Source organism: Corynebacterium epidermidicanis (genome assembly GCF_001021025.1).
Taxonomy (GTDB): domain Bacteria; phylum Actinomycetota; class Actinomycetes; order Mycobacteriales; family Mycobacteriaceae; genus Corynebacterium; species Corynebacterium epidermidicanis.
Genome location: NZ_CP011541.1, coordinates 268,764 through 281,252 on the forward strand (window position 1 = coordinate 268,764; position 12,489 = coordinate 281,252).

Annotated in this window: 11 protein-coding genes and 1 tRNA gene; 2 read left to right on the forward strand and 10 right to left on the reverse strand. The window is 59.2% G+C overall.

Going from position 1 to position 12,489, the window contains the following annotated elements:
- Positions 1 to 212: 212 nt before the first annotated feature.
- The 6 genes from CEPID_RS01240 to CEPID_RS01265 are packed head-to-tail and all read right to left on the reverse strand — an operon-like array spanning position 213 to position 5,928.
- Positions 213 to 512, reverse strand: coding sequence for a Na+/H+ antiporter subunit G (locus CEPID_RS01240; protein ID WP_047239419.1), 300 nt, complete (start codon positions 510 to 512; stop codon positions 213 to 215).
- Positions 512 to 766 (reverse strand): monovalent cation/H+ antiporter complex subunit F, encoded by a 255-nt coding sequence (locus CEPID_RS01245; protein WP_047239420.1) that lies wholly within the window; start codon positions 764 to 766, stop codon positions 512 to 514. The genes CEPID_RS01240 and CEPID_RS01245 overlap by 1 nt, the downstream gene beginning before the upstream one ends.
- Complete coding sequence (locus tag CEPID_RS01250; protein WP_047239421.1) at positions 766 to 1,179, reverse strand: monovalent cation/H+ antiporter subunit E; 414 nt, start codon at positions 1,177 to 1,179, stop codon at positions 766 to 768. The genes CEPID_RS01245 and CEPID_RS01250 overlap by 1 nt, the downstream gene beginning before the upstream one ends.
- Positions 1,179 to 2,648: a monovalent cation/H+ antiporter subunit D family protein gene (locus CEPID_RS01255; RefSeq protein WP_047239422.1), complete on the reverse strand. Its 1,470-nt coding sequence runs from the start codon at positions 2,646 to 2,648 to the stop codon at positions 1,179 to 1,181. Before CEPID_RS01255 ends, CEPID_RS01250 begins: the two co-directional genes overlap by 1 nt.
- Positions 2,645 to 3,064 carry a cation:proton antiporter subunit C gene (locus CEPID_RS01260; protein WP_083984324.1) on the reverse strand — a complete coding sequence of 140 codons (420 nt, stop codon included), beginning with the start codon at positions 3,062 to 3,064 and terminating at the stop codon, positions 2,645 to 2,647. The genes CEPID_RS01255 and CEPID_RS01260 overlap by 4 nt, the downstream gene beginning before the upstream one ends.
- Complete coding sequence (locus CEPID_RS01265; protein WP_083984325.1) at positions 3,061 to 5,928, reverse strand: DUF4040 family protein; 2,868 nt, start codon at positions 5,926 to 5,928, stop codon at positions 3,061 to 3,063. Before CEPID_RS01265 ends, CEPID_RS01260 begins: the two co-directional genes overlap by 4 nt.
- 201 nt (positions 5,929 to 6,129) lie before the next feature.
- Between CEPID_RS01265 and CEPID_RS01270 the strand changes: the two genes are divergently transcribed.
- On the forward strand, positions 6,130 to 7,506 hold the full coding sequence (locus CEPID_RS01270; RefSeq protein WP_047239423.1) for a hypothetical protein: 1,377 nt from the start codon (positions 6,130 to 6,132) through the stop codon (positions 7,504 to 7,506).
- Here the strand turns inward: CEPID_RS01270 and CEPID_RS13055 are convergent.
- The 3 genes from CEPID_RS13055 to CEPID_RS01280 all read right to left on the reverse strand — a co-directional run bounded on the left by CEPID_RS13055 (position 7,461) and on the right by CEPID_RS01280 (position 9,562).
- Positions 7,461 to 7,865 carry a hypothetical protein gene (locus CEPID_RS13055; protein WP_144413407.1) on the reverse strand — a complete coding sequence of 135 codons (405 nt, stop codon included), beginning with the start codon at positions 7,863 to 7,865 and terminating at the stop codon, positions 7,461 to 7,463. The two genes, CEPID_RS01270 and CEPID_RS13055, sit on opposite strands and share 46 nt — an antisense overlap.
- 649 nt (positions 7,866 to 8,514) lie before the next feature.
- Positions 8,515 to 8,588 (reverse strand) — tRNA-Pro (locus tag CEPID_RS01275).
- 68 nt (positions 8,589 to 8,656) lie between these two features.
- A complete protein-coding gene (locus CEPID_RS01280; RefSeq protein WP_047239424.1) occupies positions 8,657 to 9,562 on the reverse strand; it encodes a metallophosphoesterase in 906 nt (301 codons plus the stop codon).
- 26 nt (positions 9,563 to 9,588) lie between these two features.
- Here CEPID_RS01280 and CEPID_RS01285 point away from each other — a divergent pair, with 26 nt between their 5' ends.
- Positions 9,589 to 10,038, forward strand: a complete 450-nt coding sequence (locus CEPID_RS01285; RefSeq protein ID WP_047241254.1) for a GatB/YqeY domain-containing protein — start codon at positions 9,589 to 9,591, stop codon at positions 10,036 to 10,038.
- A gap of 2 nt (positions 10,039 to 10,040) precedes the next feature.
- Here CEPID_RS01285 and CEPID_RS01290 read toward each other — a convergent pair whose 3' ends face one another.
- Complete coding sequence (locus tag CEPID_RS01290) at positions 10,041 to 12,416, reverse strand: transglycosylase domain-containing protein (RefSeq protein WP_047239425.1); 2,376 nt, start codon at positions 12,414 to 12,416, stop codon at positions 10,041 to 10,043.
- Positions 12,417 to 12,489: the final 73 nt, after the last annotated feature.

The following is a 12,489-nucleotide window of genomic DNA, read 5'->3' on the forward strand; positions in this document are numbered from 1 at the left end:
AAAAGATGCCCGGAGGCGATGAAATCATCGCCTCCGGGCTTTTGGGTTCAGCAAAGAAGTGGTGTTTCTTGATTTGGATACTGGCCGGGTGCGGGTTGTCGTTCAGCGCTTGGGGCTGCACACCTGCTAGTCAGTACTTCTGAAGCTCGCTTACCCAGCACCCCGGAAGCCCACCCATCAGCGGCGAAATTAACCCCTCGAAACCGAACGAACTAGAGGCTTTCCACAGCGTCGTGAATAGCGCGGGCCATGTAGAACGACGAGACAGCCGCCACGATCCACAGTCCGCAAATCACGAGTACGACTCGGACCACTGAGTTCGCATCGACGGGACCAGCTGCGAAGTCTTCGAGCAGCTTTGCCACTGCAAGCAGCGGCAGCGCCACTCCGGTGGTCGGGCCCATGACATTGATGCGGGTCAGGGCGTCGGGCGCGCGCCAGAGCGCGATCACAGTGCCGAGAATGAACAGGGCGGCAACAATCTGCAAAATCATGGAAACTGTGGTCAGCATCAGCGACGCCCCTTCGACAGGATTCGTGACACAGAGACCGTCGATAGCAGGCCTAGCAGAGCACCCAGCAGAAGAACCTCGTAGACGATAGAGGTGTCATTCAGGATCGCCCAGCCGATGTAGAAGGCCAGCATGAGGTAGAACACCATGTCGGCGAGTACTGCGCGCGTTGCGTCATCCTTGGTGGAGATCAGTAAGGCGAGGTTGGCGATCATCGACACCGCGCACACGCCCAGCAGAATGTAGGTGACCATTAGCGTTCCTCCGTTGTGTAAGGGCCGTAGTTCGTGTCGGAGTGTCCGGCCACGAAGGTGGAGTGGAGCGGGTTACCGGGGCCTTGGCCTGGCGCGCCGCGGTCGATGTCGCGGATGGAAGGGACGAGGCGTTCTTCCATGTCTGCAAGTCCTGCGAGGACCTCGCCTGGATCCGCTCCGTACACGGCGTGGACCAGGAGGCGGTCGTCGCGAAGCCCGAGCGAGAGTGTTCCCGGCGTGATGGTGATGCAGGTGGAGAACCAGAAAATGTCGCGCTCGGAGGTCACTCGGAGGGGGTAGGACACGATGACGGGCTGCATGGCGTTACCGGGGGAGAAGGAATCTCGAACGATAACGACGCCACCGACGAAGATCTGCCCAATCAGCCAGGGGATGAATTTCAGCAAGTGCATTAGCGGACCACTCCTACCGGATTATCGCTCAGGATCATTGAGCTGTAGCCAGAGACGTTGAACAGGTCGTGGGTGCCGTGCAGGATGGCGTCGGTAAGCGGGCCGGCGGCGAAGAACATCACCACAGACACAGCTAGCAGTGCGGCGCCGGGGGCGAGCTTTGCCCACGGGACGACGAGCGTGACGGGGTACTGCTCGGGCGGGCGACCCCAGAAAACTTTGCGCCAGAGGCGGAGCATCGAGAATAGCGAGCCTATCGACGCCACGATGATCGCCGCGATCACGACCCAGGACCGGGCATCACCCTGGCGGGCCGCCTCCAACACTAGGAACACTTTGCCCCACATGCCGGAAAATGGCGGGAAGCCAACGATAGAGAAGGATGCCGCCGCGAATACCGCCGCAACCCAGGGATCCCTGCGGGCCAAGCCAGAGAGCTTAGAAAGTGTCCCTGTGCCGTAGGTTTCCTCGATGGCGCCACCGGTGAGGATCAGCGCTCCCATCGTGATCATGTGGTGCACGGTGTACAGCAGGCCAGCAGCCAGCGCGTTTTCCGTGCCGAAAGCAAGCATGACCAGAATGAATGGCATACCGCTGACCATCTGGTAGGCCAAGACCCTGCGAATGGTGCGTTCCGCCAGGCCAGCGAAAGAACCAACCAGCATGGCTACCACCATCACGACGATGATGAACCAGGTCCAGCGGGGGTTGCAATCGAAAATGACCACGTAGATCCGGAAGAGGGCGTAGACCGCCACCTTGGTGTGTAAGCCGGAGAAAAGTCCCATCACCGCAGGGGACGTCGCCGGGTAGGTACGTGGCAACCAGGTGTGCATGGGGAAGACGCCGGCTTTGATGACCAGCGCGATAACTACCAGGCCGAAGGCCACCACGAGTGGGCCGGAGTCAGCTGCCCCGGCCAGCGCGGCGATGTTTACGGTGCCACTGACACCGTAGACAAAGCTCACGCCGAGCAGCAGCATCGTCGATGCCAACAGGTTGGAAAGCACGAAAGTTCGTCCAGCTGCGAGTCGGGAACGGGTGCCGGTCATCGCCATCAACCCGTAGGAAGGCAGCAGCATGACCTCTACCATGACGAACAGGTTGAACAGGTCGGCGGTCAGCAGGGCGCCGTTGACACCGCCGAGCAGCATCAAGGTGAGCGCCGGGTAAAAACGGGCGCGCGTCTCACCGGCGGCGGCTGCGAACCAGTTGCTGGTGAAAGTGACAATACCGGTGGTTACGATCATCACCGCAGAAAAGGCGTCAGCCGCGAAGGGGATCGCCACCCCGCCTACGTAGAGACCCACCGCGTGGGCTTGCGGGCCCTGCTGGAAGAGCCAGACACCCCCGGCGATGCTTGCTGCAGGAAGCAGTAAGGAAAGCGCGGTGGCAAAAATGCGGTTCGGGAATAGGACGGACAGGGCTGCGCCGAGCAGCGGGATTGCGAGGAAAAGGGGGAGGATCACTTGGCACCGCCGTCGAGAAGCTGCTGGTTGTGGATTGCCCGAGGGTCGTCCGCAGGCACCGCGTAGGCATTACGCGCGGCGGTGACCAATTGGTTCGTGTCCACCTCGTTGGCGTGCTGGGAGGCAGTGTCGTCATTTCGTCCCACCGCAGCTAGAGCAAGCATGAACGTGGTGGTGGCCATCGCGATCACGATTGCTGTCAGCACGAACGCCTGTGGGATAGGGTCGGCGGCTTGGTCGAGCGGGGTGTCGGAGAAGGGCTCGCTGCGCCATGCGCCGATACCGGCGGCCAAAATGATCAAGTTGGTGGCGTGGCTAATCAACGACATGCCGATAACGATGCGGTACATCCCGCGCTGGAGCACCAGGTAGACGCCACCGGCCATAAGGATTGCGATGCTCAAAGCAATAATCACTTGAGGTCCTCCTTGGTTGCGGCCTGTGCTTGGGCGAGTTGCAGTGCGGTCTCCACATTTCGGGCACGTTGTCGATCATGCTGATCAGTTTTGCGCTCCCGCACCGTCGGGGGCGGGACGGGTGTATCGGCAGGCCGGTCATAAGGTAGCTCGTCGGCGCCGGGTCGACTCTCCCCGCCGAGTGCGTTGATGCCCAGGCTCACCATTCCTAGCACTGCGAGGTAGACACCGGCATCGAAAATCATCGAAGTGGTGAGGTGTTGTCCCAGGAAATGGCCGTGGATGGCATACAAGAAAGAGCCGTGGGTCATGCCGATAAAGCCCGCTACCAGCGCTGTGGTCACGCCAACGCCGGTCAAAATGAACGGCACCCGCTTGGGAACCACGGGGGCGTCGGCTGGCTTGGCTAGATACACCAGCATGAAACCCGAAGCCGCCACCAGCGCGGCGATGAAGCCACCGCCGGGGGAGTTGTGCCCGCGCATAAAGATAAACAGGCTGAGCAGTCCCAAAACCGGCAGCAGCAATCGCTGCAAGTGGCGCAGCGGCAAGGCATTGCGTTCCGGCTCAAGCAGTGGCTGCGTATCGACGCCCCGTTCCCGCGGAATCGACGCGACTACCGCAGCAATCACCACGGCAGCCATGCCCAGAACGGACAATTCGCCCATCGTATCCAGAGCACGGAACTCGACCAGGATGGTGTTGACGACGTTCGCGCCTCCGGAAATGCCCGGCGCCTCCTGCAAGTACCACATCGCCAGCTTAGGGCGCTCGTGTCGGCCAAGTAGGGTGTAGACCCCGAAGAACGTCACCACGCCGGTCGCAGCCGCGATCGCCCCCGACCAGTATTTACGGCGCGTGCGCACCGGGTGGAAACCACGTGGCTGATGCCGCAGGACCATCATGATCATGACGATCACCAGTAGCTCCACCAGGAATTGCGTGAGGGCAACATCCGGGGCGCCCAGCATGAGGATCTGCAGCGTGACGCCAACGCCGACTGCGGAGAGCAAAATCGTGGCGCTAATCCGCGAACGGGTGCGTAGCAAGGACAACACGCAAGCGACGATGATTGCGAACGGCAAGAGATCCATCACGCGATCAGTGTTGGCTACCCGAGGAGCTAGGCCGGCACCGTCCATGCCGGTGACTGCGGCAGCAACACCAAGTGTGATGACTGCGGCAAATGGCCAAGCCAGGTGGCGGGCAGGAGAGAAGGAGTTTGCAACACCTGCGCCGAGCCGGCCGTAGCGTTTTGACGCCTCGGTTACAGCATGGAGAACCGAAGCCCCCGTAAACGGAAGCAATTGCTTACGCTCAATCGGGGCGAGCAACGGCTTGCGGAAGTACACACCGATGCAACCGATTACTAGCACCGCCAGCGAAATCAGGAACGGGGCGTTGATGCCATGCCACAGCGCGAGATGCGAATGGGATTCCAACCCAATTGCCGCCACTGCAGCGTCGACCGGAGCATCCAACCAAGGCAGAGCGAATGCAACTGGGATCGACAAAAGGCCTGGCAAAGCCGCAGGAAGCCACAAAGAAACCGGCGCTTCCTTGACGTGCGACATATCGCGCGGGCCATCAATGAAGGAGCCGAAAATGATCCGTGCGGAATAGGTGAAGGTCAACAGCGCTCCGAAGGCGGCGACTGCAAGGAGCAAGGGAGTAAACACGGGGTTGCCGAACGTTTCGCTGCTCTGCTCCAAGGCTGCGAGCATGCCTTCCTTTGAAGCAAAGCCAAACAGTGGTGGCACAGCCGCCATGGACAGCGCACCGACCACCATGGATCCGAACGTGTAAGGCATTCGACGAACCAGTGGGCCCAGGCGACGAATATCGCGGGTGCCGGTCTGGTGATCCACCACACCAATCAACATGAACAAGCTTGACTTAAACAGGGCATGCGCCATGGTGTGTACCAGCGCAGCAGCCAGCGCCAGGGGAGTTCCCACCCCGATCGTGGCCACCAACCAGCCCAAATGGGACACCGTGGAATAGGCGGTGAGCTGCTTCAAGTCGGTCTTCTGGATGGCAAAAAGCGCGCCCATCACGGCGGTGGTCAAGCCCACCGAAATCAACAGTGCGTTCCATACGGGCTCGGAGTGGAAAATTCCGGAAAAGCGCAGCAGCACATACACACCTGCCTTCACCACCGCAGCGGCGTGCAGGAAGGCTGACACCGGAGTGGCAGCAGCCATGGCTTCGGGCAGCCAGAAGTGGAAGGGGAACTGGGCAGCTTTAGTGAATGCCGAGACCGCGATGAGAATTGCTAACAATTCGGTCAGCCGGTGGTTGGCCCAGATGTCGTTAGCCAAAATCTCGGAAAGGTTGGTCGTTCCTGCTTGCGTTGAGGCGATCGCCACTGCGGTGAGCAAGGTGAGGCCACCGACAAACGTGAGGATCAAAGTACGCACGGAGCCATCCTGGCCGCCTGATCCCGAACGGGCGATGAGCAGGAAAGATGCGATCGAGACTAGTTCCCAGCCGACGAAGAGGGTGATGACGTCGTCGGCAAGCACCAGCAGCAACACCGCAAACATGAACGCCGACATGATCACGTAGAAACTCGTGTTTCCAGTGCGTCGGGGCAGGTAGGCTGCGGAATAACAGAATACAACTGCGCCGACCAGCAGGGCGAGCAAAGCAAAGAAGGTGCTTAAGGAGTCGGCTTTGAGGGCGAAGTGCGCGCCGAGGGCCCAGGGGACGTCGATCGACGCGGGCGACTGCGTCATGATCACAGCGGCGGCCACAAAGAGTGCGGCTAGTGGCCACCCTGCTTTCCGGTCAAGGGTCTTAACGAGTAGTGGGGATGCCACTACTGCCGTTCCTGCCAGTAGCAGGACGAAAAGCAGGGTCACGTGTAAATCACACCTTGGGCTGTCGATTTTCCTTATAAGTCCGGCCTGTTGGGCCACTGATCATCACAGGTCGCTCGGGGTGTTGAGCGCGTAATAGTAAGCGATTTTAGCAGCCACAATCACTGTTCTCCCATTCTTTCTGCCTGCATTTCCGGTGCGTCCACAGCCAAAATGGCACTCGAGTGACCTAAATTCTTCTGTATGCGCCCCATTCGCCGTCTTCTTTTTGCCTTGCTACTCGTGCTGCCGTTGATCGGCGGTGCGGCGTATTCGATTGCTACGAATTCGGATCCGTCCGCGGCGTGGTCGTCACCAGACGAGCCTTCGGCAGCCCCCGGAGCAGCGGATTTAGTGCCGGCGCGCCGGGCAGCTGGCGAGGCCAGCTCTCAGGCAGGCTTTTTGATCGGCGGTACCAAGGAACTCAGTAGCGGTGCAGGACAACTCGCCGACGGGACCGGGAAACTCGCCGAAGGAGGGCATACCGCGGCCGGGGCAGCCAACGAGCTCTCTAACGGTATGGTGCAGCTCCAGGCTGGCACGGGTCAGCTTGGCGACGGCGCGGTGAAGGTAGCCGACGGCGTTCAACAAGCCGTCGACCAGGTGCAGGGCATCGGCTTGATCCAAATGCAGATTGTTCGCGAAATCGACCGGGTTTCCGCCGAGTTGGAGAAAGACAAGTCTCCGGAGGCTGCGGAGTTCCGCAAGCAACTCGCGGGCTTCCGTACCCAGGTGGAACAGTTCAAATTGGATGGGGCGATGGTTGATCAGCTCAGCCAGCTGCGTACTGGTTCGCGGGAAATCGCGAACCAGCTGGCCGTCCCTGGATATGGATTCCACGACGGTATCTACTCCGCCACCAAAGGCTCAAAAGAGCTGGCCACCGGCCTCGCGGAGCTTGACGCCGGCCTGGCAGAGGCTTCAAACGGGGCCAACCAGCTTCGCGACGGCGCGGTGAAAGTCGACAACATGGCTGCCAAGAACAAGGAGAAGATTGGTGCCGTGCAGCGGGCGCTGCCAGCCGACGTTGCTCCAGCTGCTGAGGAGCCAATGCCCACCTTGATCCCGCTCCTAGGTTTCCTGATTTCCGCGCTCGTGATGGTGGGATGCTCGCTGACCTCCCGTTTCGGCTTCGTGGCAGTCCTGCTTATGGGGGCGCTCGCAGCACTTGTGTTGGCCACGGATCTGACCCCGGTGGTGGGAGCTGGTTTGGTGGCGACAGTAATTCTGGCCGGTCTAGCGGCCGGTTTCCTCGCCCGTGGACTCGTGGCCGTCTTCGGTCCCCGCTGGGGCAGCTATGTCATGTGGGCAGGGCTATTAGTGCAGATTGGCGCAGTGGGATTTGTGTGGAAACTCGCCTCCCGTGCGGACATTTCCCCAGTGCTCGGCGCAGTTTCCGCCTTCATGCCCATGCACTACTCGACGGGCGCGTTGACCTCAGCGGGTAATTCGGGATCCACCACGGTGCTCGGAGTGTCCCTCGGAGTGCTGGCAGCTACCGCAGTGTGTGGATTCTTGGTGAGCAAGTTTGCTGGTTATTCGGCGTCTGTGGGGCCGGAAGAGAACAACTCGGTTTCATAGCTCACCTGCGCGTCGGGCGCGTGCTTGTGTACTGCGCAGGCGATGTGCACGTTGATGAAACTGGCGATTTCCGCCTCCGCCTGGCTGCTCATGGCAGATACTTCCAAGGTGTGGCTGCTTATCTTCCGAGTGACTACTCGGTTGCGGACAATTGCGGAGCCGGCTCCGGAAGAGAGCGTTTGAGCAAGTCGGTCCCATACTGTGGCTAGGTCATTCTGAGTGCTGGAGTTGACGCATACTCGCAGGTGCTGCGCAGTTTTGTGTTCAGGGTCTGATGGTATGGTTGCGGGTTGCTGGTCGGGGGCGGTGGTCGGTGGATTTCCTCTCCGGAGGGCATCAGGAAGCTGCCAGAATTTCATGCAGCTTATCGTAATGGCGAATTTTCTTTAAGTGAAACCTCTTAATAGATTATTGGCCGAACCTTAGTTTATTAACATTAGCGCTGCTTATCTTTCGATACTTAGTTAGTATTCCTATTTATTTGGTGGTTAAAGACATCGCTCAAACTTCACCACACTGAAACGTCAGTAGACAGCGGGGTTAAGTAGTCGAAAGCGTGTCTCTCATTCATGTTTTCCGCAGTGTTGTGGGCCTGAAGCCAGTATTTACTGTTGTCTGGCAGCCGTAGCTCGCTCGATGTCGTCCCTTCGGTGTAGTCGGACTACCGCTGTGGGATTATATTCATTAAAAAACGCTGCTCTGCGTAGTCGGACTACGCCGAAGCGACGACATAGCACTTGTGCAGCACACCCGCACGGCCGACGACACGCCGACGAGACACACTTTTCTTTACTTAACCCAGACAGCGCGTATTTGGTGCTACGGTGTGGTGAAGTTTGGTTCGGGGTGTTTGCTGCCTTCTCCGGGGGTGAGGGCTGCCTTCTCCGGTTGCCTTTCAGGTGGTACAAAACTCGAAAAGTGAGCAGTATCAAAGGCATTCAACGGCGTCACGACAACGAAGAAGGAGGGTTTCCCGCCAAAACTTACTGGGAAACCCTCCTCAAAGAGTCGGGATAACAGGATTTGAACCTGCGACCCCGTCGTCCCGAACGACGTGCGCTACCAAACTGCGCTATATCCCGATAAATTCACCATAGACCCGCACCGGCAACGGAAACAAAACGCCTGTTCAGAGTGGTGGCAACTGATCTTACGCGGCAGTCACATGAATGAGTGTCGCGGAAGGCGCGCACCACAAGCGAAACGGGACATACTTCGACGTGCCGAGACCATTGCTGACGTGCATCCACATCTTCCCGAAGCGGTGCAATCCGGAGGCGCGTTTGCGGTCGATCCCACAGTTGGTGACGATGGTCCGCTCGCCCGGCAGGCACAACTGTCCACCATGTGTGTGCCCAGATAGCGAGAGCTGGTAGCCGTCGGCTTCAAAGGAAGCGAGTACTCGCGGCTCGGGGGAGTGGGTGAGGGCGAGCGAGAGGTCCGCGTCAGCGTTCGGGGCACCTGAGATAAGGGAGTAGTCGTCGAGGTCGTGGTGGGGGTCGTCGACACCGGCGGCAGCAATCCGCACATCTCCAACCTTGAACTCGACGCGCTTGTGGGTGGCGTCGTGCCAGCCGCGTTCGATGAAGGCGGCGCGCATGCCCTCCCACGGCAACTTTTCCTCACTGACTTTGCGCTTTTTGCCCAAGAGATATTTGACGGGGTTGACCGGGCGTGGCCCGAAGTAGTCGTTAGTCCCAAATACAAACAGGCCGGGGCGGTGGAGGAGCGGGCTGAGTGCCTGCAAGACCGCGGGGACGGCATCGGCGGAGCCTAGGTTATCGCCAGTGTTGATGACAAGGTCCGGGTTCAGCGCATCGAGTGAGGATACCCATGCTTGCTTTGCCCGGTGTGAAGGCAGCATATGCAGGTCAGAGATGTGCAGGATAGTAAATTCTTTGTCCACTACCCCTGGGTCCAGCACCGGCACCGTGACGTGCTTGAGTCGGAAATCGGTGAGAGAGCGGTAGCCATAAGCGGCGAGCCCCAAACCGGCTACAGAGCCGGCAGCAAGAGCGGACAGGGAAAAGCGGACGAGTTTTGACACATCATCCATGGTAGACGGTGCGTATCCTGGAAACCATGAGTGACCTCAAGAACCAAATTCGAGCCGATCTAAAAGAAGCCATGAAAGCCCGTGAGAAGGAGCGCACCGCCACCCTGCGGATGCTGCTGGCTGCTATTCAAACGGAGGAAGTTTCCGGAACGAAGCATGAGGCAAGCGATGCGGACATCGTGAAGCTGATCGCGCGGGAAATCAAGAAGCGCAACGAGTCTGCGGAGGTCTATGCAGCCAACGGACGCCAGGAGCTTGCGGACACAGAACTCGCCGAGGCCAAAATCCTCGCGGACTATCAGCCAAAGCAACTCAGCGACGATGAACTCGCTAGCCTCGTCCATTCAGCAATCGCAGAGGCGGGTCCGGAAGCGAAGATGGGCCCTGTCATGCAGCTAGCGACTCAGGCTGCAGCGGGCAGGGTGGACGGCAAACGCTTATCGACGGCCGTCCGCAACGCCCTAGCGGCGCAATAACTCTATAAGCCGTTTTGGCGAAGCAAGTTTTGAATAATTGCTCCTAGATCGGGTGGCGAGTCCGGAGTAGCCGGCTCCTCCTCGTAGGTTTGGGACGGAACTACCACGGGCGCCGGCCGCTGCGAACCATCGGAAATCTGCAGCGTGACCGGCGGGTTTGCCCCTTGTAGATTGTCGAACCGGGCTGAAACTACCGTGCCTCGGTTGTAGGCAGGGCCGGGAACAGATTCAATTTTCACCTGGTGGCCGCGGGACTCCAGGAGTTGCTTTGCGGTGGCTTGAGGCTTGCCCACCACTTCGTCGATAAGCGCTTGTGTCTTGCCCTTGACCTGCTCAGGGGCGGCTTTACCGAGAGACCCGCTGGCTGCACCTGGGGTGTTGCGGGCGACATCGAACCAGGCGCGAGCCGGCTCCATACCGCCATAGAGGTTGCCATTGGCACATTGGCGCAGCGGGGACGTGCACAGTGAGGCGGTGGTGGTGCCGTCGTTGTAGACGTACGGCGCGGCTGCGAAATTTGAGTTGAAGCCGAGGAAAGCAGCAGATTGATGAGACTCGGTCGTGCCAGTCTTGGCCGCGGTTGGTGCCGACCAACCAGCGGCACGGGCAGCGTCGGAGGCCGTACCATTCTTGACATCATCAGAGAGGGCTTCGCCCAGGGCGGTAGCTACTTTGGCGTCGACAGCCTGCTCGCACGGTGTGTGTTTGACCTCGACTTTTTGGCCAAAACGATCGGTGACTGACTCGATCGGGTTTGGCTCACACCACATGCCTTCGGACGCGATCGTGGCGCCCACGTTGGATAGCTGCAGAGGATTTACGGCCATTGGTCCCAAAGTGAAGGAGCCCATATTGTGGTCCTTGACGTATTGGGCGATCGACGCCTGGCCGTCGAAGCTGCCCTCATCGGTGTAGTCTCGCAGCCCAAGGCGCACTGCCATGTCGACGGCCGCTGGAACCCCGGTCTGCTCGATGAGCTTCACGAAAGTGGTGTTGGGGGATTGCGCCAACGCCTGCTTCAGTGACATTTGCGGGCGATACACTCCGGCGTTCTCCACGCAGTAGGCGTCAGCTGGGCAGTTTTCGGCTCCGCCGTGGCCCATGCCACGCATCTCCACCCGGCGAGGAACATCAAGGACAGTTTCGATTCCCATCCCTTGTTCGATAGCGGCGGCCGCCGTGAAAATCTTAAAAACAGAGCCGGCGCCATTGCCGGATCGAGAAGCGGGCTGGGCGAGCACGGTTTCGCTGGCCTCGGGGTTGAGGCCGTAGGTTCGTGAGGATGTCATCGCCAAAATTCGACGAGAGTCCTTCCCCGGCTGCACCACGTTGAGCACTTCGGCCACGCCGGTAGCTTGCGGGTTAGCTTGACGCGTAACCGCGTTGTGTGCAGCCTCTTGAACTGACGGATCTAAGGTTGTCTTGACGGTCAGGCCGCCATGTGTGAGCTGTTCCTTCGATACGCCGTGTCCTTGGAGATACTTAATGGCGTAGTCGCAGAAGAAGCCATTGTTGCCTGCCGAAATACAGCCGTTGGGCAGTCGCTTCGGCTGGTCGAGCACCCCAAGAGGTTTCGTCTTGAATTGGGCGGCTTGCTCGGCAGTTAAATGCTGGGACACCACCATCGCATCGAGTACCTGGTTGCGGCGTTCCAACATTCCGTTTGGATTGGTGTACGGGTTCAATGCCGAAGACGATTGCAGGATGCCTGCCAGCATGGCTGCCTGATCGACGCTGAGGTCAGCTGCAGAAACGCCAAAATAGGTGGAAGCCGCAGCTTGGATACCGAAAGCACCGTTGCCATAAGGGACAATATTTAGGTAGCGGGTGAGAATTTCGTCCTTGGAAAGGTGCTTTTCCAAATCGGAGGCCATCCGCATTTCGCGAAGTTTGCGAGCCGCTGAAGTCTCAATAGCAGCCGCTTGTTCTTCCTCGTTTTGTGCGTCAACAAGGTAAAGATAGTTCTTTACATATTGCTGATTCAGTGTCGAAGCGCCCTGGGAAACACCCCCGGAGGTGACGTTAGCGACCATCGCACGTGCCGTGCCACGCCAATCCACGCCGTCGTGTTCGTAGAAACGGCGATCCTCGATGGAGACGATAGCTTGCTTCATGACGTCGGCAATTTGCTCCGATTTAACGTCTAGGCGGTATTGGTCATACACCCAGGCAATCGGCTTGCCTTGACTGTCGGTAATGGTGGTGACACCAGGGGAAACACCATCAGTCAGGTCAGTGAGATCCGACTCCATTGTGCGTTCGGTTTGTGCGATTGCAACACCGGACAAACTCGCGACAGGAGCAAGGGCGGCAGCACTGACTATGCCGGCGGCGATAACCGCGGCAAGCGCTTTAAGCGATGATTGGAACTTAGGCACGCTATATACCCTACGCAATATCTCCCAGTTGTCAGTCCCCCATTTGTGTGACGCATTCGACAATGTGCAAAGT